Here is a 26,646-nt window from a genome sequence, read left to right as displayed (position 1 = left end):
GGCCGTTGCGTCCGGAATTCCGGGCGTCCCCTCGTCTATCGCCATGCGCCTTGTTGCCGTCGTGCTCGCGACCGGCGTCCTCGGGCTCGGCCTCATCGGTGGCTCGACGGCGCTACGCCTGCAGCAGCAACTGAGGCACCAGGCTGCGGCACTGGGTGAACTCTCCGAAGACCAGCTCGCTCATCGCCTCGACGGCGAGGCGCAGTTGGCGCGAGCGCGAATCGAGGCCCTAGGCGCAGAAACCGCATCTCGCCTGCGTCAGATCGCTCAGCGCGCCGATGTCGCCAAGGCCGTCGCCTCGAACAACGATGTGACCATCCGCGAGCTGCTCAGCATCGTTGCTTCGACCTCCGGCTTCGAAAGGCTGATCGCCTTCGACGGAAGCGGTCGCGTGATCGGCGCCAACACGTCCCTCGACCTACTCGCGCTGAACCAGGCGTTCGAAGGTACCGCTCTCTCTATCAATCTCAACCCGATCCTCAAGGACAATAGCCGCTCGCACCCGCAGGGTGAGGAAGGCACTTATGAGCTCAAATTGGGTGAGTTGTCGGCGCTCGGACTGCCGCAGCGCCAAACCATCGCGCACACCGCGATCGAGCCCGTGTTTGACGACTTTGGCGACCTCGTCGGCGCGCTTGCCGCGATCCGACCGCTCGGCCGCACGGAACGGACTCTCGAGAACTTCACCTCGCTGGCCAATGCCGGCGTGGTCATTATCACGGGTGACAGCGAGATCGTGTCTTCCGCGGGGCCTCAAGGGGCGAGATTCAGCGGCGCCAGGACGCGTTTGGCCGGGCTGCAGCGCTCGGATGACGGCAACTACGTCGCGCGCTGTGTCGATTACGAGGCGACGCTCAAGGTGTGCACGTTTGCGAGCGCATCGCTGGTGACGACGACACGCGATCAGATGTTCCAGATCGGCGCATCCCACACGCGTTCGCTGATGTGGCAGTTCCTGGCATCCGCGGCGCTGGCGCTCGGTGCCTTGGTCGTCGCGCTATTGGCCGCCGTGAGGCACCTCACGAAAGGACTTTCAGCGCTGGCCAAGACCGCCCAGGAAATCGCGGGTGGCAATCTCGACGTTCAATTCCGCGCAACGGGCCTCGGCGAGGTCCGCGGCCTTGGCCTCGCATTCGAGCAAATGCTGACGCATTTGCGGGCCAGCACGCGAAGAATTCGTCAGCTCGCTTTCTACGACACGGTGAGCCGCATTCCCAATCGGGAGAAGATGCGCATCGATGCGCCGGCGCTCATCGACGCGGAAGAGGGCGCAGCGCTGTTCTTCCTCGACCTGGATGGCTTCAAATCCATCAACGACACTTTCGGGCACAAGGCTGGCGACGAACTGCTCAGGATGGTGGCCGAGCGCTTGAGCAATTTGCTGACGTCCAAAGGCGCTGCCGGCAAATGTCTGCTCGCCCGGGTCGGGGGCGACGAGTTCGTCGCCATCATCGCTGGTATGAAGACGGTCGCAGCCGCGAGCCTCAGTGCCCGCGAGATGATCGAGACGCTGCAGGTTTCCTTCAAGCTCCAGAGCAACCATGCGACCATCGGCGTCAGCATCGGCATTGCGATCTGTCCTACCCACGGCACAACCTATGACGATCTCCTGATCCGTGCCGACCTTGCGATGTACGTCGCGAAGAGTTCGGGACGCAATACCTGCGCGTTCTTCACTCCGGATCTCGCAGAGATCGCGCGTGCGCGCCATGCGCTCGAAACCGACCTCGCTTTGGCGATCCGCAATGAAGAGCTCGTCGTCCATTACCAGCCCAAGGTGTCCTGCAGGGATGGACGCATCCTAGGGGTGGAGGCGCTGGCGCGCTGGCATCACCCGAAGGAGGGCGACATTCCTCCTGCGCGCTTCATCAAGATCGCGGAAGAGATCGGCCTCATCATGGAGATCGACCGCTTCGTGCTGAGGCGCGCGCTCGCCGAAATCGGGGGCTTGATCCGAGCCGGCTCGAATCTCGTGCTCGCCGTAAATGTCGCAGCGACGGAAATCGAAGACCCGCTGTTCATCAGGGATATCATCACGGCCGTTCGCGAGGCCGACTTCCCGCCGCCAAAGCTCGAGATCGAGATCACAGAGTCGGTCGCGATGCGCAATCCTGACGTCGTGCGCGAGAGAATAAGCCTGCTCAGGCAATTGGGCATACGGTTCGCAATGGACGATTTCGGAGCCGGCTATTCGAATCTTTCGACCATGGCGAGGCTCCCCTTCGACGCCGTGAAGCTCGATCGTACGCTCGTAACGGGTGTCGCCGACGACCGCGAAAAGCAGACGATCCTTCGTCTGGCGCTCGGACTTGCGGACGAATTGGGGTTCGAAACGGTCGTCGAAGGCGTTGAAACGGCCGAAGACCTTCAGTTCGCGGCCGAAAACGGCGCGACCATGGCGCAAGGTTATCTTTTTTCTCGGCCCTTACCGCTCGAAGAGTTCGCTGTCCTGCTCCAGCCGCGCCGTTTGGCTTCGGCGTTCGAAGTGGTACCCAGGCGAGACGGAGCGGAGCGGAAGACCATGATCCGCTGAGGCGTCGGCGACGATGCCGGCCCAAACGGCCCGCTCACGAGGTGCCGCGTTGCGTTCACGCGACCGGCTGGAGTAAAGTCCCCGCACGACGAACTTCCAAGTCGGTCGCGACAACCTCCGATCCGCCTACGAAGCCCGACATCGATCCGCGCTAGAGCGCTCAGCGCGATATTCAGCTAGCTTACGCAGGAGTTGCCGGCCGCGAGGTGATCGTCACCGTAACTGCCGCCTTGACGCATCGGCTTAGCGTAGTGTCTCCAACTGATAAGCTTTGCGCCCAAAGCTTATCAGTGCCGACAAAATTACCCCTGCAGCAACCCTGAGGTTGTCGGCAAAGCGCTGGACGCCTCGGCGCGTTCGGGACCAGGGGTGTCTTGTCAACCTTGCTGAAATCGCTCGTTTTTTTCGTTCCCGTCGCGGGCAATCTACGGTCCTAGCCACGATCAGTTTCGCAGCCTCTCGACCGTAGTTTTCCGCCATCTCGCGCAATGCGCCGGCCTCTCTGGGCACCCTGCTCTCCTCCGCCAAATCCAGGCAGATGCGCTCCATGCGCGCGAGATCGTTGATGTCGTGCTGATGTCGCCCCATGCCGGTGATCAGACTCCGGCCTGCACCAAGCCGTCAAGGGTTGCCACCCGGAAATTTCCCAATATCGATTTCGTCGAGCCAGCCGGATGATCTCGAAATGAAATCATCCAAGCCAAAGCAGTGGACCGAGAGCGAAAGAGGCTTGCCGCGATGGCACGTCGGCGCGCCGCGTCGGAAATTGCGGCAGTCCTCGGGCGGCATACCGGATCGGTGAAGCGGATGGCGCGAGAGATGGGATTGCTCCTAAAAAAATAGAAGCGGCTCCTTTCCTCTACATGCTCAAGAGAAGCGGCACAGAGTTCGGTGCCGGCATCAAGTATGCCGTCGAACGCGGCTGGCTCGACCTGCACGAGAGCGGTACCTACGTGCGGCTGCTGACACCTGGCGATGATTTGCTCGGTCAATAGAGCAGCGTGAAGGACAACCACGCCGCGAGTGACGCGCAAAGACAAATCCCGAGATAAGGCAAAACAAGGCGCATCGGGCTTTCCCTCCGAAACGCAAATATGGATCATCATGTCATGCCTGGACGACGACTGCTAGGAATTTGGGTTGCACCGCGCTCCTTAGAAGCCCCCGCACGGGATGTTGCTTGAAGATTTGCTGGCTCGCCGCCCTGAGCTGGCGGAGCGGCCCCGGCCGACCCAAAAGCCCCCTGAAGCCGGGGCCGTCTCTCGCGCCGTCCCGCAGATAGTCGGCCCCGTGCCTAGGAGATCCGCACCTGAATCCGCAGCACGAGGACCGAGCGTCGGCACTGCCGCCGACCGCCGGCCCATCGTGCATGCGCATCCGTGCGACGCGACAAGCTATATCGGGGGCGGCCTGACCAATGCCGGTTTGAACGACAGCGAGCCCGCTCTGCAGCGAACACCGGACGTATCGCCCCAGGGGGAGCCATTGTCGATGTAGAAGGTCTCCGGCAGGCCGTTGCGGCGAAAGGTATCGGTCAGATGCCCCCGCACGGCGGAACGCTGCTCGTTGACGCATGCCTTCAGACACACAGCATAGCGCGAGTGATCGTCGACCATGGTCAGTGGATGACAACGCCTCCCGCTGGCAAGGGGCATGTGGCCCTTGAACTCCATCTGCCACAGCTGATCGGGCGCGTCCTCTCAGTGAGCCGACTGCATCTGTCGTTATTGGATCCACAGCGAAGGTTGCGGCCGGTTGCCGCCGCTCATAGCGCAGGGCGTCACCTCTCCTGCGGAGTAGGGCGAAGGCGAGACCTTCGGCGCAGCCTTCCTGGCGGGCTACACGGGACGAAATTCGCCTCAAAGCCGCTCTGATGTTGGCTGCCATATCACAATAAATCGGGCTGCTGAGACGGGCCGATGAGCATCTAGAATTTCTCTTCTCGATCTTTTGCCTCTTCATCCGTCGGCAAAAGAGAATCCGCCGGCAGAAAGGCGCAACTGAGGGGCACCTTCCTTATATCTCTCTCTCAATGCTTAGCTGCGAGGAGTCTTGTCTTCTCGGCTGAGCAGGCCAAGCCGTCGCTCCAGCTCTTGCTTCTTGGCCACGAGCCTCACGGCAAGAATGTCATTAACGACTGTGTGGAGTTGCCACAGCTCTTCAACCGACATGCTCTCAAACGGCTTCCGTTCCATGAATCCCCCGACTCACGTGTTCCCATAGCCTGGGCTTACAAGCGGGAGCCGGCAACTCTTTGTCGGTTGAGCGCGGAAGGTTATCTACCGTGACGGCGAGTGTGCGATTTTTCGGAAGCTCGCCGGCTCGACCTTAACCGGTAGCGTCGCAACTCAGCTTGCATTAATCGGTGTCGCAACACGCCCAATTCTGCAATCTGATGTTCTAGAAAGGCGACACGTTGATGCAAGGCGATAGCGGCATAGGGGATACGATCAGAAATACTCATCACGACCTCAAAATAATAAGACCGCAAAAACATCTCGACAATCTGAGCATTACACCAGACGATCGGCACAATTGCAAGGCGAAGCCCTTTCGCGCCATTGCACACAGCCGGCAGAGACGTGAGCCACGGGTTGACGCTTTGAAGGAACAGAAAGGCGCGCGGATATTTAATTCGCGCTAGCTCGCCCAAGCTGGCGGAGCGGCCCCGGCGTACCCAAACTCCCTCAAGCCGGGGCCCTCACTCCGATGACGCGTGGAGACGCCGCGTCACAGCTCAGCAGGTGGCGCACGAGCCATCAGGAAACGGTAGCAGAGGCCATTCGCCCGCGGTGTCATTTGCGGCCTCGGGCTCGGCGTCGATTGGCCCTCTTGCCGAAGGACGCCACGCAGGAGGCGCGCCCGGCTCGCGATCATAGGGGTGCTGGTCGGAAGGCCCTGTGCTGCTGAAGTGCATAGACTCTATCGAGGGCATCGTGCACCCCGCGCTCTTAATATTTCACAATTAGTTAATGCATATATTAAATAAATTAAATATTTGACTTCTTCAATCACGAAATGGTTGAATAGGTTTGTCCTACCGGCGCCCGTGAGCGCTTTTTGAGGCCAGCGACCATGTCCTTGGCATTCCCGCACTGGCTGATGATCGCAGGGGCCCTGCTGCTGGGCGCCGGCTATATTGGTGTCCTCGTCAGCGGAAAGAAAGCGAACAGAGTTGATCGACCTCCAGGCGAGCCGATCGATCTGCCGGCTTTGCCGCTCCTCAACTCTCATGACCCGCAGTAGCTCACGCGCGTTCCCCCAAGAGCGAGGGTTAGCAATGGCTGTCAGAATTGAATGGGGTCCGCTTGAGGCGATAACGAACGTCCGCAACGAAGCGTGCAAGGCCCGAGACTTCATCATCCACTCCCATGATGGACACGTGCAGGGGCAGATTGTCGTGCCTGACGACGCCGATCAGTTCGTCATGGGGGCATGTGAAATCCGGCTTCTCGAACTGCTAAAGGACGCCATCAAGGAACTGGAGCGGTGAAAGCGCCGAAGATCGCAGCACCAAAGCGTGTACTCAATTTCGATACACGTGATCAACGCGCCCGGCCCGCCGGCGCGAACCGGCGGGCCCTGTCCCAGCCACGACTACAGTCTCAGATTACCTGCGGACTGCTTGCCCCGATCGCTCACGATCTCGTAGCTCACCTTTGCACCTTCTGCCAAACCACTGAAGCCAGCCTTCTCCACTGCTGATATGTGGACAAAGACGTCCTTCCCGCCGTCGTCGGGCTGAATGAAGCCATAGCCTTTGGTCGCGTTGAACCACTTCACAATACCTGTTGCCACGCGCGTCTCTCCTGAAAAATGACCGTGGCAACATGACAGAAGCTGATAAAAACGAAAAGCCCGCCAACTTAGGACTTAGTTTAAAAATGACCGCTTATACTGGGACAGGCGTCATGTTGCCCACATGAGGAAGGCAGCCAACGTGAACCGGCGCCTCCCGTGAATTTCCAACGATGGACCAGCAGGGAACGAACACCTCAATAGGGAGCTTGAGAATCTTGCCGGCTCCCCGCGGAGCTGGCGGAGCGGCTCCGGCCACCCAAAAGTCCCCCTTGAAGCCGGGGCAATCTCACTGCTGGGCGCGTACACAGTCGGGACGAACTCGTCGGCTTGGAAATGGCCGTCAGTGTGAACCGGCGAATTTTGTTGCAATCAAATGCGACGCGCTAACGCACTGAGCGCAGATAATGGTCTTGTCGGTTGGCGCGGTTCATCTCAGCGAAGGCCTTCCCCAACTCTTCCGCCGTATGCTTCGCCTTGAAATTCTCCCATGCGACCATGAATCGCCCCTTCGCTTCATCGAGCGAGCCAGCTTCCCCGAACGGCGGACCGGGAAGCGTCACGATGCACGTCCACAACCAGAACCCCGGGGAGCGTTCGTTGGCGTAGCGGATGCGCCCGACTAGCTGCCGGTCCTCGTGAACCGTGTAATCATCCAGGCCGATCATCCGCAGTGTCAGAGGCATTGTGGCTTGCCGCAGGGTAGAAACGAAAATAAAGCGCGGCGGATTACATTGTGCCAATTAAACCTCGCCTGACCTGCGCGGCGAGGAACCCGTGTCCTCACGGCGCCGTTGCTGTCTCGCTAGCTCGCCCAAGCTGGCGGTGCGGCCCCGGCGTACCTCAAGAGCCAACCCTGAAGCCGGGGCCGTCTCTCCGCCATCGGTCTTTTCGGAGCATATGTTGTTGCGCGGCGCACAACGCAGGTCCTGCCGCCGTAACTCCAGCTTGCGTCACGACCGCGTGCACGAAACCGTTTCGAGCCTCACACGGAATGACGCGGAAACAACGCCCTCCAAAACTGAACGGCATTGACGTCCTCTCGAGGAGGGTAATATGCGGAAACTATTTTCGGTGCGGCCTTACTGCCGATCGCATTCGTGGGGTGTTCAACGATTATCTCGGCGGCCCTTTCTGCAGCCCGGGATGGCAAGGCCGCAACATTCTCCGAACGCTTTGCACCCGCGCTGAAGTCCGCCTCGAGCGGCTAAATGCACTCACAGCCCTTGTGAACCTGATCTGGCGACGGCTTGCTTACATGAAACTGGCGGGCATGCGGCCCAAGCTCGTGAGCAATGACGAAAAGGCCGGTGTGACCGGCGGGTCATTTTTCCACTTCCACAACATAAAAACCCGCCGACCGTACGACGGGCGGCGAGCTGACTGAGACGATCATGCGCGATCGCGTGCCGCTTCTCATCTACTTTCAGTTTCTCGCGTCAGTTAAAGCATCACGAGAACAATAAAAATTGCGATTTCAACCAGTAACACCGCTGCTGTCATAGGACGAGAAACAAGTCAGCCATGCGTAGCATGATCCGCCTCAGCATCGGCCAAGAAACGGCCCCTCACACCTCATGGCGTAAGCAGGGGCGGGATGCGGGAGCCGTTTCTCGGTAGCCAGACGCGTTCGTCCGGCGCCAGGCACTCTCAAATTATTCAATTTCAAATATTTATCAATATTTAATTTCTTTTTCGTTTCTATATTTTAATTAATAGCGACCCTATGCTTTAAAATCGCCAGCTTGCGTTAGAGCGAGCGCATCCGCCGTTCCCCATCCTTTGCTGCCTCGCAAGAGAGCAGGATGTATCCGCGGACAAACGCGTGCCGGCTGCTATCGCGCATGGCACGGATTGGACCGAGCGTTACCCATGGATTGCCGCGGCCGCTCTGAAGAACCACCAGAAGCACTTCGTCGTCGAGGTGAGGAGGTGGTGCTTGGCGTCGACGACGACGCTTCCGATTTCAACGCCCTGCACTCTCGCAAGCACAATAGCGAGGCTCAGCTTTGGGCCTTCGTGTTGGCGGTAGACGGGGACGGCCCACGCGACCTGCCACTGTATCTGCGAAACAAATTTACAGCGGCTGCTAGCGCGCCCGCCGGGCGCCCCTTGAGCGTGGCGAAATCGGTCCCGACTTGTGTCGAGAAGCATTGGGTCAAGGTGAAGAGCCGGATGCATCCCGCAACGGAGCGCGAGCTTTGATCGGGGCGAGCATTTGCGGCGCTCGTGGTTTAGAGGGCTTACTCGAACGCGATGCCGATCTGCATGTCTTTGCGCCAGATGATCCGAGCTGAACGGCGCTGACCTTCCAAGGTCAAAACCAGCGTGAAAAAGTCCGGAATGCCGAATGCGCTGGTCACGTTGAGAGACGCCCCAGTTTCAGAGACGTTGCGGACCATGCACGGTACTGCATTAATCCCGAATTCGATCATTCCGGGCTTTAGAACCTTCTCTCGTGACGCAGTCCGTTGATTGTCCATAAGCTCCAGTTTTGCTCATTAGAGCTGAATCTTCTGGAAACAGAATAGTTCGAACTGTCACAGTTTACCGCGGCGAGCCCATTCGAATTCCGGCCATGTCTCAGGAGCTTTGACCAGCCACAACTGCTTTAATAGGAAGTGGCGCTCATGCACAGCACGTCACTAGAAATGATGATCTGCAATGTACTTGATGCGGGTATGCGCCTCCCCGTCGGTACACAATGGGCGGCAAGCGGCCCTTGGCTTCGTCGAGCGAGCCAGCTTCCCCAAACGGCGGACCGGGAAGTGTCACGACGCAGGTCCACAGCCAGAACCTCGGCAACCCCTGCCATTCTCGCCAGCAACTCGCTTCAGGGACGCCGAGTGCCAACGCACCCGCAGTGTTATTCTTTGGTGCAAGCTCGTCAGCCCGTCGTAAACCGAGTATTGGCGATATGCCGCGCAAATTTCCTGCGGTTCATTGGTTTGCCAACATAACAACCTTGGGCCATGTCGAAACCCAATTCCCTGACCGCCAGGAAATCGGCTCTTGTTTTTCCGCCCCTTTCGCGACCGTTCGCGTCTTGCCTTCGGACATTTTTAAAATCCTCCTGCAAGCCGCGCGCTTTAGCCCGTCACCTGCGCACCCATCGATAAACTTTCGATCAACCTTTAGCTCAAAAAATGGCCACTCCTCCTGGCCGAGGAGCGAGGGCCATTCTGCACCTAGCCCATCAACGGAAAGGCCAACATTGTGGAACTTTAGCGAATGCGCGGCATCCCTTGCGAGCCTGAAGTCACGCAGAAGCTCCGTGCCATTGATTTCGATAATCAGCCCCGGAAGGGCCGGATGCCTAGGAAGAAGCTTCTCAATCGTCGTAAGTGCACCGTCGCTTATGAGAAACGAAAGCGGCAGATTGATAGCAAGTTCAATTGGCCCGCATTCCGAAACGAAGCAGTGCCAGTCCGCCACCGCTTGGTTGATAAGGAATTCCGACAAAGCTGCGTAATGCGGGTCTCTGTCGTCCGGTTTGAAACAGCTGGGAGAGACCATACCCCAATGAGGGTGTCTGATGCGGACGAGTGCTTCGGCACCGCCCACGCGCAGAGAGTGGGTGTTTATCTTGGGCTGATACCAGAGTTCAAGCCAGCTGTTATGGAGCGCCTCTGCCGCGTCGAGCCCGGGGCGCGGCGGTGGCAAGGGCACAAAGTCAGCAAGGCTCGCCTGCAGCTCTAGCTCGCCAAACGGCGTGGTGAGGACGGGAAGCATATGCAGGCCGAGTTGGGCTCCGAGCGTCGCCAATGCCAGCAACGCTTGCGAATGAGGAGGCCCGAACAAGAGCACCCGGCCACCAAAGCGCTCGCCCGCGAGTCGCTCCAAAACACGGACCGCTTCCATGCCCTCGCCAGCAAACCCGAGCAGAAGCAGATCAGGAATGTCGGCGTTGATTACTCCGGTTACTTCGGCTGAGTGAGCGCATTCACAGACGGCGAATCCGAGTTCTTGAAGCGCTTCACAAAGAAAAGATCGAATGTGTTTCTTCGAGTCAGCCACGCAGATGCGAGGCACGACTTTTCGTTGGCCAAACCTGATCGGTTTGACTGCGTTGTCTTTTTCCAAAGCCCGTTCCCCGCCCCAAAAGGTGTCACACGGCCTGTTCAATACCGCGAGAACGAAGTGGTTGCCGTCTCTGTTTTGAGATTGAACCGTTAGGCTTAATCGCCTCAATGAAAGTCAATTTGGATGTGCCGTCTACGCCACTACTTCTAGTGATCTGCGTCTCTCCGGCCAATGTTTGGCCACCTCTCTGAACCAATTGAACATCTCGTTCAAAATTCCAGCGGTCTGAAGCGCCACGAGCATCCATCGCGGTCCCTTCCGCCTGAGGCCGCGCAAATCCGCTCGCAGCAGCAGCGCCAGCGCGGCTGGAAGCTTTACTCCTTCCATGCCCCGGCATTGGGGCTTAACCCAGTTTGGAGTTTGGCGATCTGGTCTTCGGTCTGTCCGTTGGACCAGGACGTCGGTAATCGCTGCGCTGACGGGGGCCTTGTCCTTGATGACGCCGTTGGCGAAAGACACGACTAGGCTTGCGCATGCTCGTTCCAACGATGATTCAAGCTCTCCGTGAGCCTTCTTGCGGATCATCGCACGGAAACCGGCTATGATTTCTCGAGCTTCCACCAGGAGAGGAATGCCTTGCTCAATTGCCGCAATAGTGACGGTCTCTGACTTTGATAGCGTATCGCGGCCATTGGTCATCAGCGCGCGATAGGTCTCGCGGACGGTACGCGCTGCAGGCTCTGAGCATTGGACATTTCGGCACGCCAACGGCGTGTCCCCATTCGGCAACGATTCGCACCGGGCTAAATCCCTGCGCCTTGAGGCAACCCCACAGGTCGGCGCCATTATAGTGACCAGCGGCCCACTGAACATCGAGCCATGGCAGGCAACGTACGGAGCGTCTTAGGTGGGTCGCGGCCTCTCGCCCCACCAAACTGTGGCGGTCCGTTCAATGTCCTCCTCGTGTCTATAATCAGGGCGAAGACATTCACGCCACTGATTGAATCCCTGCACGTACAGGCGGTGTTGACGCTCGCTTCGCCAGAGAGCTCTAGAACTGATGCCGTTAACGTGGTGCGTTGCAGCGAGCTATCTGCTTGCTGCGCTGCGTCTACGTTCTGCCATGGGTAGTACATCACCTTTCTACATATGAATCGGGGATGTGCCGGAACGTGCGTTATGAGTTTGCATTGTTTCTCTGTTTTGTGATTTGTAGCGAGGTCGATCATGCGTCCGCTTTCTGGAATGATAATGATTGCAGCGGTCTCAACTTGGACGGGGCTTCACGCAACCCCTGCCGTCGGGCAAACATTCAATGACAGATGGTCCATCGTTCCAAAGGCTCACGCGGAGCCCGCTCCTGAAGGACTCGATCAGACAAAGAAGGAGGAGCCGCAAGCGCAGTCTCCGAACGGACAAGAGCCCTTGAAAGATCGTTCAGGGGCTCAATCCTTCAATCGATTCATTTCCGGAAAAGCCTCCTACTATTCCTATTCCAAAGGCAAGACAGCGAGCGGTTCATCGTTTGATCGGAATCTACTAACCGCGGCGCACCGCCGTCTGCCGTTCGGCACGAGAGTCCGCGTCACTGATCTTGAGACGAATAAGTCGGTGGTCGTTCGTATCACCGACCGCGGACCATGGGTCCGTGGCCGCGTCCTCGACCTCTCGCTGGCGGCCGCGCGCAGCTTGGGGATTACAAATCGTGGCGTTGCTCAAGTTCGTGCTGAGGTGTTGTAGCAGACGTGCATTGCCCTGCGAAAGCACGCAACCGCCGCCCACGCGCCCGTACGTCAATAGTCCGGCTTTTGGCCTGAAACGAATTTGCCGTGTCTCTAAAGAACCCTGACGCTATCGCGGCCCTCATATCGGCCCTTAGGCTCGTCCACGGAGACGAAGTCGCGCGAACCATGCTCCAGGAAGGTATGAGCCTCGCCACGCTGATCGACACGATGTTCTCCGCGCCGATAGCACATCGCGATGCCGTTCGATACGTCGCGAGTGCCTTAGATGACTTCGCCATTACACCAGAACTTGGCCCGGTCTGGCATCTTCGTTACCTGCATGATGATCAGCCCGGCTCATTTCGCGTGGTCGATTTGGAGATAGCCACGCCGGCCGGTACGCTGTCTAGCAACGACCTTTGGCTTCGGCTGCCCGTCTAACTAGCTCCCAAGCTCTGCAAGGCCGGACCGTGCTTCTACGATTAGCCGGAACCCCCTGCCCTACGTGCCGGCCTTGTAGGTCTTGATCGTGCCGGCCGGTATGTCACAGCATGAGAGGGCGCCGCTGCAGCTCATCGATGCCCTTTCTCCGCAGGGCTGCGTCTTTACATGCCATGGCCTGAGCCCAGCTGGCCGCGATGATCCAACTGCTCCCCCGCCCGTACACGTCGGCGAAATTGCGAGATCGGTGACGCCGAGCGAGGCCTGAAATCTTGATTGCACTTGCATCCTGCGTGCAGGATGGCAGCTCTCTTAAATCCGCGAGGGATCGACCTTCCGAGCACGAACGCGACGAAGAGCGACTGCAAGGACGATTTTAGAAGCTAGCAATTGAAACCGGCGTGTGCAGAAAGTATTCGCAGTTGAGCGGCGCGAGGCGTGCGAAAAGGACACTATGCCTGTCGAAGTCGCGAGAGCCCAGCAGGACGAAGAGGTTCACATCCTTGCCGGCGGATGCCCATAGTGGCATCACGTATTGCGATTTGGCCGAGTTACCGTAGTTCATTACCGTAGCTTATTTCTAGAACCGTCCAAGGCTTGCGAAAAGTGAACATCTTCGCGAGGGTTTAGCGCCCACAGTTTGGAGGAGTGGATATCCTCTAACTTCCGAAGTTTGGGGATTATCGACAGAAGCACTCGAGAACGCTCCGCGAGCCTCCTCCTGGGCGCAACAAAGCGTCCGCCACGTCCAGGTTAAATGTGCTCCATGCCGCGAGTTCCTCGAAGTCGCTAATGTGGTGTGCCGCGCGACAAGTTCGTTGCTCGCTTGATGCTTGCATCTGGAGGGAACGTTGGATGTTGCACCCGCATTAAGAGGCGTCGGCACTCTTGCCGGCATACAAGAGGAGATTCCATCAATGAGGAAGATTTATCTAGGAGTGCCGATCAGCGCCGCATTGTTGGCTATCGGTGCATTCGCAAACGCTCAAGGAACTTCGACGGGTGGGTCGAGTGGTCACGATCTCAAACAATGCTGGGACGTGGCTAATAAGGTGGTTCGGGACGTAAGCGGCGCCACCGCAACTGGACCATCCGGAAATACCACTATCGGCTCAACAACATCACCTGGGTCAAGCTCTGGCACTTCTTCCGCTGCTTCTTCCGGTACGAGCGCCAATGCCAATGCTTCCTCGCGCCCAGCAGGAATGCCCGACTGCTAGCGATCCAATCGCGCCGGTAAAAGTGCTGACCTGGTACTCCCCCGCTCAACGGGGGTTTTTTTCGCCGAGGCGGCTCCCCAGCCGCAAGACAGGGTAGACTTCGGTAAGAGGCGCTGACATTCACTAGCCGTGCCGCGTGGGAATTCCATCGTTGCACAAGACGTGATCCCGCGTACTCTGCGAGTGGGTTGGTGCACCAGAGCCAGTCCGGTCAGCGTAGCTACTTGTGAGAAGAGCGAGAGGAAGTGTGCGGCACCTGATATGTGGTGGCGAAGAAGCGCCGCATTGAACGGCGAAACTCCTCGGAGGCGGCTACTCAGTCCACAAATGTAAAAAAGCGGGAGGAACTCTACATGAAGAAGCAGTGGCGTTATTCTTGTTTCCCTGTTGTTGTTATTGGTGTGACGCTCATGGCGTCAGGGGCGTTTGCGCAATCCGTGGACACGGCCCGGATTGAATCCGCCGGTCAGAACGATTGGCTGACCTATCATGGCTCATACAAGTCGTATCACTACAGCCCGCTAGCACAGATCAATCCCAGTAACGTAAGCAATCTGGGCGTTGCCTGGATCCATATTCCGGGACGTTCCACGCGAGGGCTGCAATCGATGCCTCTCGCGGCCGACGGGGTACTCTACTACACTGGGTCCTACAGCCGCACGTTTGCACTGAACGGCGCTACCGGTGAGGTGATCTGGTCTTACTTCCCCGAGTTGGACGAGGCCCTGATCGCGCGGCAGACCCACTCCCCCTATAATCGCGGTGCCGCCATCGGCGAGGGGAAGGTCTATGTCGGAACCATGGATGGCCGCCTCATCGCGCTCGACATGAAGACCGGAAAGGTCATGTGGGACACCAAGCTGATCGATTCCCAAAAGCTGACCGTTGGTTTCACCGGAGCGCCGCTTTACGCCAAGGGCACAGTGGTGATCGGCGCGCAAGGCGGCGAATGGCCGGGCCGGGGTCCGATCTTCGGTGTTGATGCAGCAACCGGCAAGAAGAAATGGGAATTCCTGACGGTTGCCGGCACCGACGACGCCATAAAGACCTGGGGCAATGACTCGTGGCGGACCGGCGGCGGCGGCGGCTGGATGCCTGGCACCTACGACGGCGAGACAAACACAATTCTGTGGGGGACTGCAAACCCGGCTCCGCTCTACGACTGGTCGGGAGCCGATTACAAGACGCAAGGGGCGCGTCCCGGAGACAATCTCTACACCACCTCAGTGCTTGCGCTCGATATCGACACCGGCAAGCTGAAGTCCTATCATCAGGAGCTACCTCACGACGCCTGGGACTTTGATAGCGCGGTCGGCGAGTTTGTGATGCTCGATCGCGATGGCCAGAAGTACATCGTCCATCCGAACAAGAGCGGATATATCTTCGTTTACGACCGCAACCTCGCCGTCAAAAACGTATGGCGGATCACGCAGAACAGCAATTTCGTCAAGGATATCGATCCCAAGACGGGTGAGCTAATCGGTCGCCGCGACTTCTCCGCCGGGAAGGCTTCCGAACCATTGTGCCCTCACATATCTGGTGGGGTGAGCTGGAATTCCGGATCGTATAACCCGAAGACAGGCCTCTATTACAAGCTCGGCCAGGAATGGTGCATGACGCTCGAAGTTCAGAAGACGACTCCGATCGTTGCTCCTCAGGCCCAACTCAACATCGGAGCCGACTTCAAGATCGCTCCGCCGCCCGGCGGTGAGATCTATGGCCATCTGGATGCGCGCGATCCCATCACCGGCGCCAAGAAGTGGGAAGTGCGCTTCCCCGAGCCGCCGCTCGGAAGCGTATTGTCCACTGGAGGCAATCTGGTATTCGTCCCGGACTCGCGCGGCACGGTCCATGCTTACGATGCCGATTCCGGTGCCGAATTGTGGAGCCACGGCGACGGCACCGGCCACCAAGGCGGCATCATCAGCTACGCCGTCAATGGTAAGCAGTACATCGCGGTCGTCGCCGGCTTCGGAGGCATGGCGTCGGATGACTACGCGCCGACCTTCGGCGGCGTCTACAAGAGCATGCCTCGCGACGACGGCGCGCTCATCGTTTACAGTCTGAAATAATGCTCGTGACGCCGGGAGGGAGCGGCGTGACGCCGCTCCCTTTGTCAAAGCGGAGCTAACGAAGCTCGGCGCAAATTGGATCCCTGAGAGGTAGGGTTGGCCGGTATGCGATTGGCTTGGAAGATCATGACGTTGTCGACCTCGACACTGGCCGCGCTCCTTACGATTGCCAGCTTGCCCTCTCGCGCGCAGCAACCTACTCCGGGCGCTCCGGATAACCAACAACTCGATGTCGGGCAGTTGTTCGCGACCACCTGTGGTTGGTGTCACTCCGACGGCGGTCGCGCTGCCGGCAAGGGGCCGCAGCTCATGGATAGCAAGCGAGATGACGACTTCATCCGCAACCGCATCAAGAACGGCAAGGAAGGCGCGATGCCGGCTTTCGGCGTGACGTTCAGCGATGCGCAAATCGACGAAATCATGAAATACATCCGCGCCCTGAAGCCACATGAAGGCTAGGCGACATTGATCTACACAGGGGTTTCATGAAAACTTATTTAGCCCTCGTGGTCGGCGCCCTGCTGGAACTAACCAGTATTGCGCAGGCTCGTTCTCTCGACGCGATCCGCAACTCCGGTGTGCTTGGACTATGCGCCCACCCCAACTCGCTTCCTTTCGCCAACAAGGCCGGTGACCCTCCCGGATTTCAGATCGAGTTGGGCAACGCGTTCGCGCGCGAGCTTGGTGTCTCACTGAGGTCAGACTGGATCATCACTCAATACCAGATGCGGAGCGCGGGCTGCGACATCGTGCTCGACATCATCGCCGACCGCGAGGCGCAGGGCGAGACCAATCTGAGGATATCGAAGGCGTATTATCGCACAGGTGTTGCGCTGGCAGTTCCTCATGGAAGCAAACTCACCTCCTTCAAGAGTCTCGATGAGCACTCGAAAGTTGGTGTCCTGGTCGGATCTATGGCGGCCATGACCCTCGGTCAGCGCCACGTGCCCACGTCGACGTTTGGTTTCGAGGTCGACAGCCTAGAGGCTCTTGCCAATCATGAGATTGATGCGGCAGCGGTCACCCCGACGACGGCCAGCTATTTCAATGTGACGCATCCGGACAAGGCGGTACGCATTCTCGAACTCGATGAGAACGAGGCGAACCTTAACTGGAATGTTGCTGTTGGCATGGTGCGCCCGGATGACCAGTTGCGTGAAGCTATCGACGGAGCCCTGGACCGGCTGCGAACCGACGGTACGATCAATCGGATATACGAGCGCTACGGTGTCGTCCTACAAGCGCCAAGATAGCCCAGTATGCCGGCGGAACTCAGCAGGCGAGCTGTTTTAGGATTCATCGCGGCTGGGGCGATGATGACAATCGATTCGACATTCGGTGGAGAGGTGCGGAAAATTGGCCTGCAGCTCTACACGGTTCGTGACCTGCTGAAGGTCGATTTTGAGGGGACCCTGAGGAGAGTTGCCATTCTCGGCTACAGCGAGGTGGAGTTTGCCGGCATTCTCGGCTCAGACGTCAGCCACACCCGTAAGCTCCTGCTAGGCCTGGGTCTCACTGCCCCATCACTGCATATCGACTACCCCAGTCTGCGGGACAATGCCCAACCATCGTTCGAGATCGCTCATTTGCTCGGCAGTCGGTTTGTCGTTTGTCCATGGTTGGATCCGTCGGTACGGAAGACCACCGATGATTGGAAGCGGATCTGCGATAATCTGAATACGATTGGTCAATTAGCGTCGCGGTCGAACTAGACCCTCGCCTATCATAATCACGACTTCGAGTTTGCTGCCCTGCCCGGTGGCATCCAGCCGTATGATGTTTTGCTGAGGCGCACGGACGAGCGCTTGGTCAAGTTCGAGCTCGATGTTTATTGGGCAACCAAAGGAAATCTCGATTCTGCGCGCGTCTTGAGGGCAAATCCATCGCGGTTTCCACTGGTTCATCTCAAGGACATGGCAAAAGATGGTTCGACCACCGAACTAGGTCGCGGCACGATCGACTTTGCCAGCATACTCGAAGCTGCGCGCCAGAGCGGCGTGAGACATGTTCTCGTCGAACAGGATGTTTCAACTGATCCGCTGCGGAGCATAGAGACAAGCATCGCATTTCTTCGGAACCAGCCATATCTTTCGCGCGGGTTCATTCGGCCACGCACACCGTAATGCTTGTGATCAACCACACCTGATCGTGACTCCCCTGGAGCCCCTGGAGGAACTAGCATGTCGGTGCCGGCGGTCCCCTTGCCGGCCGAAGCGAGAGGCTAGACCCCAGTTTCCCCGACCCGGGAGCTGGGGCTTTTTTTGAACCCGTTTGGCTCATCTCATCCCTACGCGATCGATCTCGGGGCGGGTGCGCACAGCGAGATGCGCCCCATTCGCCAAGGATTGCCTTCTTCACGCTCAGCGCACTGCTCGACTTCTTGGCCCATCTTTCTCGTGCTACAATTTGCGATGTCCGAACGACAGCACTGCTTGGCAAGCAGTTCGGATCGCCGATCAGCGTCTCGCAAAAATTGTCAATGCAACAGGGAGGTGATGATGAACAGACGCGCGTTTCTCACCACAACAGCAGCCGCGACAATGGCAGCAACCGTGAAAATGGCTTCGGCTGCGAGCGTAGCGCCATTCGGTCAAACGGGCGCTCCAACCAGGTCGACCGAGCCGTTGCCATTGGGGCCGCTATCGGGAAGCCGCTACCCGGATGCTCACCTGGAATCCATGAAGAAGGGCAAGGCCACGTTCGGGCCGGCTGACTTTCCGGCGTTCGCCGGCACGATGGCGGTAGAACGCGTCGCAACGGGATTTCGATGGGCCGAGGGGCCGGTCTACTTCCCGGCTGGCCGCTATGTCCTGTTCAGCGATATTCCAAACAACCGCATCATGCGCTTCTCGGAAGACGACGGTCACGTCAGCGTGTTCCGCCAGCCATCCATGAACTCGAACGGTAACACCATCGATCGCGAGGGCCGTTTGATCACCTGCGAGCATTCTGGCCGACGCGTTACCAGGACTGAATTGGACGGTTTGATCACAATCATTGCTGACAAGTACAATGGCAAGAGGTTGAACTCGCCAAACGACGCGGTTGTCACGTCCGATGGTGCGATCTGGTTCACCGATCCGGCCTACGGCATCGGCGGCTTCTATGAGGGCATCAAGGCCGAGCCCGAGCAGGAAAAGCACAACGTGTACCGCGTCAATCCTAAATCAGGGGATATCAAGGTGATCGCCGATGATTTCGTCGAGCCGAACGGGATTACCGTTCGCGCCCGACGAGAAGAAGCTCTATGTGATCGACACCGGTTTCACCGACGGGCCCGACAATCCCGCTCACATCCGGGTGTTCGACCTTGATGTCGCCGCTGGAAAGGCGTCGAACAGCAAGGTCTTTGCGGAAATGCCCAAGCCCAGCATTACCGACGGCTTACGCTGTGACACCGAGGGTCGTGTCTGGTGCTCCGTCGGTTGGGGCGATCCGACCGAGGACGGGGTGCGCTGCTATACGCCAGGGGGCGAACTGCTAGGTAAGATCCACATTCCGGAAACCGTCGCCAATCTTTGACGCGGGCTGCGCCTCACGCGGCCCGCGTGAGTGGACCTGTCTGCGATGTCAGGTTCGGCGTGCTCTTCAACACGCCTCATTGGGCAAGGGATCCTTCAGCGGGCGGATACAAACGTAGCTTACAACCGTGGTTTTGATGTGAGGCAGCCGACGATCATTGGAAAAGCGTTTGAAAAACAATCCTGTAACCATATTGGTTTGGAGGAGCAGGAGGGATCGAAACCTCCGCCTGCCAAGGCAGTAACCTATTGAAAAGACGCGCTGTTCACGTCTCTTGCCTGAGTGAGTGCTACACGCCTGTGATACAACGCGCAAGCGGATCATCAGAGCCTTCGCACTGGCGAGGGGCTATTGGCGGGCGTCGCCGACCAATCGCGAGCCACGGCGGCGATAACCGCAGGAGCCGCTTTCGCGCCGTCGGCCTTGCCCTTCTCGAAGGCGTCTTCCGTCCGCGCCATAGCATTCCTGGCATATCCTCTGCTCGCAGCGTCTCGCAAGATGCTTACTGCCCACAGCTACGAGTGCTGAAAGCGCCTATTTCAGAATCGTGCCGCCGACGTGATTGTTACCGCGCAAAGGATCGCACTCGTCACGAAGGATCCCACGCCGCGATTTCCGCATTGATTGGCGATCACGAGGCGCTCAAGAAGCACCTAGATTTACTCCGCAGCGATAGCATTACAAACCGCGTTCGTGCCCTGCTGGCAATGGAGCCACGGACACGCGATCCCGTATTCTCGACCGCCGCGCAGGCGCTTCAGTGGTGCGACGATCCGCGGCCACAACGCCTCTCGAACTTAAGCACGTTCAATTTCGAAGATTTCTGCCGTGACCAGGCCAATTATTCCTCTCCTTGCTAACGGAATCACTCGAGACGCTCGCACCTTTTATGCGATGGTTCCTGACAGACCTTTTTGCGACCGTTCGCAGAACAGCGCCGATCGAACGTGCCATAATATTCGTTGATGAGGCTCGCGGCTGGGCCGGTAAATTGGCGCCCAGCCTTCGCAGCTGGACTGACACCGACTAATAAGCGGCCTTCGAAAGAAAAACGGCCCCGCTCTTTGGGCGGAGAAAGCAAGGCCGCGCATTCCTAGGATTGCGGCAGGCGTCCTCGGATTTCCGCTTGATCTCGGTGATGATCCGGACCGCATTATGAAAGACATCCGCACGCCCCGCTGTGGCTGAACTAGAAGCGGACCGGGGCGGCAGCGTCATGCTGCGCCTCCGATGCTTCCATTTTTGAGTGAAGCTTGCGCGCCCTCGTCGCGCTGTATGCAGGCTATCGTGCAAGTAGTTCAGTCCTGAGACTCCAACGAGAGATAGGGCTCTCGTCGTACAGACCGACCTGATCCCGATCCCAATCCGGACTTTCGGAGAGCCTATCTTCGTCGTACGATGCGTCCCCCCAAAGCTCGGGAGCACGAGACGACGCGAATTCGGGGGCGCAACGTCCCACTGGTTCTGAGGCAATTCGCGGGATTTAACAGCAAGTCGGCCAAATGCTCCATCGCACGCGCCGTCTCTTAGTCCGCCAGCAGACCGCGATGATCAATTCGATCGGAGCGCATCTGCCGTATTGACCTTGTGATCTTTGATCTCCGACCAGCGATCAAAAGTCAGTCTCGATGGACGAGCCAATTGCCTGGTCCAGGCGCCGACAATGTCCGATCCACGATCATTAGCTCTCAGGACAAATTCTAGCCGAGCTATCAGCTACGTCATCGATCTGGTCGCAATTGGAGCCATCTATCTCGTCTTGGCAAAAGGCGGGCTTACTCTCGCCTCCATTCATCCCAGTGCAACGCCAATTTGGCCACCGACGGGTGTCGCGCTAGCGGCGGTGCTGTTGCGGGGATATCGGATCTGGCCAGCAATTTTTGCGGCCGCGATGATCGCTAATGTTACGACGGCAGGCTCCGTTGCCACCGCAATTGCGATTGCGGCCGGTAACTCTCTCGAAGCAGTTACTGGCGCTTATTTTATTAATCGATGGTCGGGTGGGTGTAACACGTTTTCAAAGCCCGACTCTGTCGCAAAGTTTGCTGTGATTTGCGTCGTGATCGCGACACCGATCAGTGCCAGCATTGGACTGACCAGTCTGGCAATGTTCGGGTACATCGAACAGCAGAATTTCGCGGACGCGTGGATCACCTGGTGGCTGGGCGACGTGACTGGCGCGCTGGTCATTGCCCCCGCGGTCGTGCTTTGGACATCAAGCCGCTATCATCCGTTCAATTCCCGTGAACTTCTGGAGACGGCCGGCGTCCTCACGACAGCGTCGGTTGTTGGACTGATTGCATTCAGCCCCCTGATCGAGCAGACGCCCGGCCGAGATCCGCTCGGTTTTCTCGCCATCCTGCCCATGTTATGGGCGGCGCTGCGTCGCGGGCCACGCGATACCGCAACGGTTGCCCTCGTGCTTGCGGGCATCACGATTTGGGGAACGCACACGGGCGGCGGCCCCTTCGCGACGCCAGATCCCAATGCGTCATTCCTGCTCGTGTTGATGTTCTTGATCAGTATTACCGTTCCAAGCTTGCTGCTGAGCGCTGATGTCGAGGTCCGCAAGAAAGCGGAACGAAGCCTGCGCCGCGCGCACGTCGAACTCGAGCAGAAAGTCGCAGAGCGTACGCAGGAACTGGAGCTCGCCAACGCAGCGAAATCGCGCTTTCTCGCCATGGCAAGCCATGATTTGCGGCAGCCCTTACATGCGTTGGGGTTGTTCGTCGCCCAGCTGCGCACGCCGCTCAAACCGGAAGAAAGGACAAAAACGGTCGAGCGAATCGACGCCACCCGCAAGGAAATGGATGAAATGTTCAATTCGCTCCTGGACATTTCCAGGCTGGATGCCGGGATGCTTATCCCCCAAATCACCGAGTTCCCGATCGGGCGCCTGTTGCAAAAAATCGAGACGGCGTTTGACCAGGCGACGCAAAAAAAGGGTCTGCGGCTACGCGTCAGGCCAAGTGACGCATGGGTGCGAAGCGACGCGATGCTGCTCGAACGCATCATGCTGAATCTCGTATCGAATGCGGTGCGCTATACCTTGCGGGGCGGTATCGTGGTCGGATGTCGCCGGCGTGGTGAAATGTTGCGTATCGAAGTATGGGATACCGGTCCTGGCATTCCCGAGGATCAAAAGCACAATATCTTCGGTGAGTTTTTTCAGATTCCCACCGCCGAACAGAACCGGTCCGTCGGACTGGGCCTCGGCCTCGCTATCGTCGACAAGCTTCGCGTGCTTCTCCACCATCAAATCGACCTGGCTTCGACTATGGGCCGAGGTTCGCGATTTGCAATCCTGGTTCCGAAAATCGATCAATGCGTCAGGTCCGCGGCGCCCGCCGACTTACCATACCCCGGTGCCTTCGCAATCGACGGCAAGGCAATTCTCGTTATTGCCGATACTCCGATCGTGCAGGAGGGAACGGGCGGACTGCTTAGCAAATGGGGATACTCGGTTCTTGCCTCCGGATCCGACGAACCTGCACTTGTCCAACTTGCCGAGCGCGAACAGCGCCCAGATCTCATAATCTCGGACTATCATCTCGCAAGCGGGAAGACCGGCATCCGGGCAATTGAACAAATCAATGCGGCGTTTGGCTCGTCAATTCCCGCCATTCTCATCAGCGGCGATACCGCAGCTGAACCTCTGCGGGACGCTAGGGACAGAGGCTACATTTTGCTGCACAAGCCGGTCGACCCGATGCGGCTCCGCGCTGTCATGCATGAGCTCCTCAGAGATCATGATGGTGGAGGAGGCACCCGGGCAGTCTCATGATTCAGACTTCGGCGGCCATTCCCAGCCCATTTTTCCGACTTTTATGATGGCTTCAGTGCGGGTCGCTACCCCGAGCGCCTTGAGAACGACCGTCATGTGATTCTTCACTGTCGGCACTGCCATATTGAGCGTCCTGGCAATGACCTTGTTGCTTTTTCCCTTCATCAGGAGCGCAAGTACGTCGATCTGACGATCGGTCAATCCTCGCCCCTTGAGTGAGTCGCGAGCCAATGGTTTATCCGCAAACCGCGGACCTGCCGTTTCCTCCAGAATCTCCGAGGGAATGTAAACTCCGCCGGAGAACACCAACTCAATAGCATTGAGCATCACTTCACGTTCCGTGGTTTTCGGAATGAAACCCAGCGCGCCAAGTTTGAAAGCGCGCCTGACCGTGTCCTGATCATCGGAGGACGAGAGAATGATGATAGCAATCGCCGTATAGCGATGGCGCAGTTCGCAAAGGACAGAGAAGCCGTCGCGGTCAGGCAAATTGATATCGAGCAAAATGAGGCTGATATCGGGATGCTCCTCGACGATGCGCATGGCCTCTCGACTGCTCGAAGCCTCGAATATCACGGCCTCTCGCTTCAATTGCTTCAGGACGCCGTGCAACGCCTCGCGGATTAATGTGTGATCGTCAACAACAAGAACCTTCATAAAACTGCTCTCCGTCCAATGACCGCCCGGAGATCAATGAAAGAATCATACACCCACCTTGGAAGCCGTTCACCTTCTATCTCTGGTCCAGTGGTTCGCCGTCAGGCACTCAAAGTAGGAGCCGAGTGCTGCTGTGCGTTATGGTTGCAACCGGCACACAATCGTAATGAGCAAGGACTACATGAAGCGCGGTCCTCGCCGCCCTACCGTCCACGCGAGCGATGAATTGCTCATCGCGTGGTTGAGGGTATCAAATAGATGCCGCCGCCCCGACGGTACCTTCGTCATAGGACCTAGGCACCTCTTCATACCGACCTGCGGCCAATTTACACACTGCGCAACTTAAACGATGATGTCGACGGTCACCCTCTACACCAGCGTTTTACTCAAGCGCGGCCATATGATCATTGTCGCGATTGGTGTCGTGGCCAGGTCGACGTGAAGCAACGCTGGACTGCGGCGCTGTCACGACCGGAGCAGGGCCGCGCTTTTGTTCAAATCGGTCGCTTTCGATCGTTCCTCTTTAAGCGTGCGCGCACGCTAGACGAGGCAAGCCAATGCTAACCGCCACCCCGAAGCCATCAGCGGCCGCACTGCCGGAGCTGAAAGCCAACGGCCGCGACCTGCGGATTGACGCCTGCCGCGGCATCGCGCTCTGGTGCATCTTTCTTGATCATGTCCCCAATAACATTGGAAGCTGGCTGACGCCGCGAAACTACGGCTTCAGCGATGCGGCGGAACTGTTCATGTTCGTCTCGGGCGTCACCTGCGCACTGGCCTACGGTAAGGTATGGAGGTGCGAGGGATGGACCCGCGTGATCCGCCGAACGCTGCGGCGAAGCTGGGACATCTATGTCGCATTTCTGCTGCTCACGCTCGCCTGCGCCCTTCTAGTCCGCATCGCTGGCGTGGAACGCCTCGCTGACGAGAGCAATACGCGCATTCTGTTGGATCAGCCCGGCGCGACGCTCGCGCACGCGGCGATCCTGCAGTATCGTCCGGTCAATACCGACGTATTGCCGATCTTCGTGCTTCTCCACCTCTTGTTCGCGCCGTTGCTGTGGTTGCTGCTGCGACTGCCGAACGTGACGCTTGGCGCTTCGCTGGCGCTTTATACGCTGGTGCATATATTCGGCTGGTCCTTGCCGGCGTGGCCGAACGGCCACTGGGCTTTCAATCCACTGGCCTGGCAACTGCTCGTGGTCCTTGGCGCGTGGGTGATAATCGAGGGCGAAAGAGTACGCCCCTGGCTAACGTCGCGCATGGTGCTTGTGCCTGCCGTTCTTTATCTGGTCTTCAGCCTCGCCATCGTATTGAGCTGGAGAATCAAGCCGCTGGAAGCGTTGATACCGAAGGGGCTGACGAACTTGGCTTACCCGATGGACAAATCGAATCTCGATCCGTTGCGTCTGTTGCATTTCTTGGCTCTTGCGGTTGTAGCGGTATGGTTCGTGCCACCCAATCGACAAGCATTGACGACTGCGGTGATGCGCGGCGCCATCCTCTGTGGCAAGCACTCGTTGCCAATCTTCTGCCTCGGCGTTCTGCTCACGCTCGTCAGCCTCCTGGCGCTGCTCGACATATCTGAGGGGCTTGCGATGCAGATCACGCTCAGCGTTGGTGGCGTCCTAACGATGATCGTGGCGGCGACGCTGCTGAACTTGATCAAGATCAAACCCAGGCCGCAGCCGACCGCTGTCCTGCCTATGGGTGTGCGCGACACCCTTGGCTGGCGCCCCCTGGAAGCGTTTCGACGAGGACCGCGCGAGCTCGCAGGGGCCGCCGGCCAGAATGTCATCATCGATTGCCGGTTCGGGGAGAGGCAATCCCACGGGGTGCTTCGCGTCGCCGACGAATTGGTAGCTCTCAAGGCAGATGTCATCGCAGCGTCGCCGGCGACTGCAACCATGGTGGCCAACAATGCAACCGCACGGTTCTATAGTCGTAATATAGCTATTGACACGTCGGTGCGGACACTTCCCAAAGACCAGAGCTGCTCCCGACATGTCGTCGCTTCCAGCTCGGCCAGCCTGTAGCCCTGCGCCAACGGCCGCACCCTTGCACCAGAAGGGACCTCAACAAATCTCACCCTTGCCGAAACCGCATTAGATTCAAAGAAACCGATCGTTCTTCTGCCGCTCATAACGGCCTAGTTGCCAGTCCGATTTCAGGCTGAACTAGCCACCAAATCAATAGCTGGTCAGGGTTCTATTGGTGGCGGTCTCGAAGTCTCGTCCCAAGAGCCGTGCGCTTTGTCACTAGGGAGAAACAGTTGGCGAAGTACGCTTACGTCACCCTCGCAACGTGGCTGGGCCGTTCCGTTGTCGTTAAGGTGGCACACATCTTTGAAAGGACTGGACTGGCCATGGTTGGCGCCGCAGGCGGCCTGTACGTGGGCGTAGGACTGATGCGCATGGAAACCGAGTTGTTTCGAAATGAATGGATGGTCCTCTTGATGGTGCTTTACGGGGCTTTTGGTTTCTATATGGGCATCGATCTGCCAAGCCGTGTTGCACACACAATAAGATTCCAACGGCCGGAAGAATGGAGCTTCGGTGCCGACGCGGCGGCGCTCGCCAGCGCGGCTGGAACTTTCTTTGCGGCGCTCGCTTTTTTTCTGTCCGTCAGCATGATTGTCCTCGATGAGACCGTAGGCGATGGATTCAGAGTTCTGGTGGGATGCTGTTGGGCGACTGGCACTTCGTTTCAAAATTGCTGCCGGTGCGATAGGCCGCAGCACACTCGGAGGACCTGGGCATGAGTAAAGATAAATCAATGTCGCTTTGGACGCCCGAGGATTTAAGCAGAAAGGCCAAAGAAGACGCTGAGAACGACAACTACAATCCACCGCATTCATGGTGGCCCGGCCGAT

At 58.3% G+C, this 26,646-nt stretch carries 20 protein-coding genes and 3 pseudogenes; 15 read left to right on the top strand and 8 right to left on the bottom strand.

Annotation, left to right across the window (positions count from 1 at the left end):
- Nucleotides 1–43: 43 nt before the first annotated feature.
- Nucleotides 44–2,533 (top strand): bifunctional diguanylate cyclase/phosphodiesterase, encoded by a 2,490-nt coding sequence (locus AC0L3A_RS30050; protein ID WP_007601719.1) that lies wholly within the window; start codon nucleotides 44–46, stop codon nucleotides 2,531–2,533.
- Nucleotides 2,534–3,129: 596 nt separating this feature from the next.
- Here the strand turns inward: AC0L3A_RS30050 and AC0L3A_RS30045 are convergent.
- Both AC0L3A_RS30045 and AC0L3A_RS30040 read right to left on the bottom strand, forming a co-directional pair.
- Nucleotides 3,130–3,639: a hypothetical protein gene (locus AC0L3A_RS30045; protein WP_219681331.1), complete on the bottom strand. Its 510-nt coding sequence runs from the start codon at nucleotides 3,637–3,639 to the stop codon at nucleotides 3,130–3,132.
- Between the two features lie 357 nt (nucleotides 3,640–3,996).
- A pseudogene (locus AC0L3A_RS30040) lies at nucleotides 3,997–4,233 on the bottom strand (DDE-type integrase/transposase/recombinase); the annotation flags it as partial.
- Between the two features lie 1,375 nt (nucleotides 4,234–5,608).
- Between AC0L3A_RS30040 and AC0L3A_RS30035 the strand changes: the two are divergent.
- Both AC0L3A_RS30035 and AC0L3A_RS30030 read left to right on the top strand, forming a co-directional pair.
- Nucleotides 5,609–5,779 (top strand): hypothetical protein, encoded by a 171-nt coding sequence (locus AC0L3A_RS30035; protein WP_354202585.1) that lies wholly within the window; start codon nucleotides 5,609–5,611, stop codon nucleotides 5,777–5,779.
- A gap of 34 nt (nucleotides 5,780–5,813) precedes the next feature.
- Complete coding sequence (locus AC0L3A_RS30030) at nucleotides 5,814–6,026, top strand: hypothetical protein (RefSeq protein WP_009859263.1); 213 nt, start codon at nucleotides 5,814–5,816, stop codon at nucleotides 6,024–6,026.
- A 104-nt stretch (nucleotides 6,027–6,130) separates the two neighbouring features.
- On the opposite strand, the gene AC0L3A_RS30025 is transcribed toward AC0L3A_RS30030, so the two are convergent.
- On the bottom strand, nucleotides 6,131–6,331 hold the full coding sequence (locus AC0L3A_RS30025; protein ID WP_007601715.1) for a cold-shock protein: 201 nt from the start codon (nucleotides 6,329–6,331) through the stop codon (nucleotides 6,131–6,133).
- A gap of 386 nt (nucleotides 6,332–6,717) precedes the next feature.
- The gene (locus AC0L3A_RS30020; RefSeq protein WP_354171677.1) at nucleotides 6,718–6,999 is read right to left on the bottom strand and encodes a hypothetical protein; all 282 of its coding nucleotides are present in this window, start codon (nucleotides 6,997–6,999) and stop codon (nucleotides 6,718–6,720) included.
- Nucleotides 7,000–7,436: 437 nt separating this feature from the next.
- On the opposite strand from AC0L3A_RS30020, the gene AC0L3A_RS30015 reads away from it, so the two are divergent.
- Nucleotides 7,437–7,718 carry a hypothetical protein gene (locus tag AC0L3A_RS30015; protein ID WP_473255711.1) on the top strand — a complete coding sequence of 94 codons (282 nt, stop codon included), beginning with the start codon at nucleotides 7,437–7,439 and terminating at the stop codon, nucleotides 7,716–7,718.
- A gap of 856 nt (nucleotides 7,719–8,574) precedes the next feature.
- Here the strand turns inward: AC0L3A_RS30015 and AC0L3A_RS30010 are convergent.
- From AC0L3A_RS30010 to AC0L3A_RS30000, 3 genes and pseudogenes are all read right to left on the bottom strand, one after another.
- Nucleotides 8,575–8,814, bottom strand: coding sequence for a PilZ domain-containing protein (locus AC0L3A_RS30010; protein WP_219681326.1), 240 nt, complete (start codon nucleotides 8,812–8,814; stop codon nucleotides 8,575–8,577).
- Nucleotides 8,815–9,271: 457 nt separating this feature from the next.
- Entirely contained in the window at nucleotides 9,272–10,414 is a 1,143-nt protein-coding gene (locus AC0L3A_RS30005; RefSeq protein WP_473255710.1) for an EAL domain-containing response regulator, read from the bottom strand.
- Between the two features lie 353 nt (nucleotides 10,415–10,767).
- Nucleotides 10,768–11,240: pseudogene (locus AC0L3A_RS30000) on the bottom strand (ISL3 family transposase); the annotation flags it as partial.
- A 365-nt stretch (nucleotides 11,241–11,605) separates the two neighbouring features.
- Between AC0L3A_RS30000 and AC0L3A_RS29995 the strand changes: the two are divergent.
- From AC0L3A_RS29995 to AC0L3A_RS29955, 9 genes and pseudogenes are all read left to right on the top strand, one after another.
- Entirely contained in the window at nucleotides 11,606–12,094 is a 489-nt protein-coding gene (locus AC0L3A_RS29995) for a septal ring lytic transglycosylase RlpA family protein (protein ID WP_473255709.1), read from the top strand.
- A 185-nt stretch (nucleotides 12,095–12,279) separates the two neighbouring features.
- Nucleotides 12,280–12,519 (top strand): hypothetical protein, encoded by a 240-nt coding sequence (locus AC0L3A_RS29990; protein WP_473255707.1) that lies wholly within the window; start codon nucleotides 12,280–12,282, stop codon nucleotides 12,517–12,519.
- 1,573 nt (nucleotides 12,520–14,092) lie between these two features.
- Nucleotides 14,093–15,811: a pyrroloquinoline quinone-dependent dehydrogenase gene (locus AC0L3A_RS29985; RefSeq protein ID WP_219681323.1), complete on the top strand. Its 1,719-nt coding sequence runs from the start codon at nucleotides 14,093–14,095 to the stop codon at nucleotides 15,809–15,811.
- 126 nt (nucleotides 15,812–15,937) lie between these two features.
- Nucleotides 15,938–16,270, top strand: a complete 333-nt coding sequence (locus AC0L3A_RS29980; RefSeq protein WP_009859258.1) for a c-type cytochrome — start codon at nucleotides 15,938–15,940, stop codon at nucleotides 16,268–16,270.
- 26 nt (nucleotides 16,271–16,296) lie between these two features.
- Nucleotides 16,297–17,064, top strand: a complete 768-nt coding sequence (locus tag AC0L3A_RS29975; protein ID WP_473255705.1) for a substrate-binding periplasmic protein — start codon at nucleotides 16,297–16,299, stop codon at nucleotides 17,062–17,064.
- Between the two features lie 6 nt (nucleotides 17,065–17,070).
- A complete protein-coding gene (locus AC0L3A_RS29970; protein WP_473255704.1) occupies nucleotides 17,071–17,523 on the top strand; it encodes a sugar phosphate isomerase/epimerase family protein in 453 nt (150 codons plus the stop codon).
- 93 nt (nucleotides 17,524–17,616) lie between these two features.
- The gene (locus AC0L3A_RS29965) at nucleotides 17,617–17,934 is read left to right on the top strand and encodes a sugar phosphate isomerase/epimerase family protein (RefSeq protein WP_473255702.1); all 318 of its coding nucleotides are present in this window, start codon (nucleotides 17,617–17,619) and stop codon (nucleotides 17,932–17,934) included.
- Nucleotides 17,935–18,489: 555 nt separating this feature from the next.
- A pseudogene (locus tag AC0L3A_RS29960) lies at nucleotides 18,490–19,330 on the top strand (SMP-30/gluconolactonase/LRE family protein); the annotation flags it as partial.
- A gap of 1,666 nt (nucleotides 19,331–20,996) precedes the next feature.
- Nucleotides 20,997–23,117 (top strand): MASE1 domain-containing protein, encoded by a 2,121-nt coding sequence (locus AC0L3A_RS29955; protein ID WP_354129111.1) that lies wholly within the window; start codon nucleotides 20,997–20,999, stop codon nucleotides 23,115–23,117.
- Here AC0L3A_RS29955 and AC0L3A_RS29950 read toward each other — a convergent pair.
- Nucleotides 23,112–23,774 (bottom strand): response regulator, encoded by a 663-nt coding sequence (locus tag AC0L3A_RS29950; protein WP_219681317.1) that lies wholly within the window; start codon nucleotides 23,772–23,774, stop codon nucleotides 23,112–23,114. The two genes, AC0L3A_RS29955 and AC0L3A_RS29950, sit on opposite strands and share 6 nt — an antisense overlap.
- Nucleotides 23,775–24,331: 557 nt before the next feature.
- Between AC0L3A_RS29950 and AC0L3A_RS29945 the strand changes: the two genes are divergently transcribed.
- On the top strand, nucleotides 24,332–25,810 hold the full coding sequence (locus tag AC0L3A_RS29945; protein WP_473255701.1) for an OpgC domain-containing protein: 1,479 nt from the start codon (nucleotides 24,332–24,334) through the stop codon (nucleotides 25,808–25,810).
- A gap of 236 nt (nucleotides 25,811–26,046) precedes the next feature.
- Complete coding sequence (locus tag AC0L3A_RS29940; RefSeq protein WP_246648707.1) at nucleotides 26,047–26,535, top strand: hypothetical protein; 489 nt, start codon at nucleotides 26,047–26,049, stop codon at nucleotides 26,533–26,535.
- Nucleotides 26,536–26,646 lie beyond the last annotated feature (111 nt).

It is taken from the genome of Bradyrhizobium sp. MI1.3, assembly GCF_055811695.1.
This window is presented reverse-complemented; position numbering and strand designations above follow the sequence as displayed.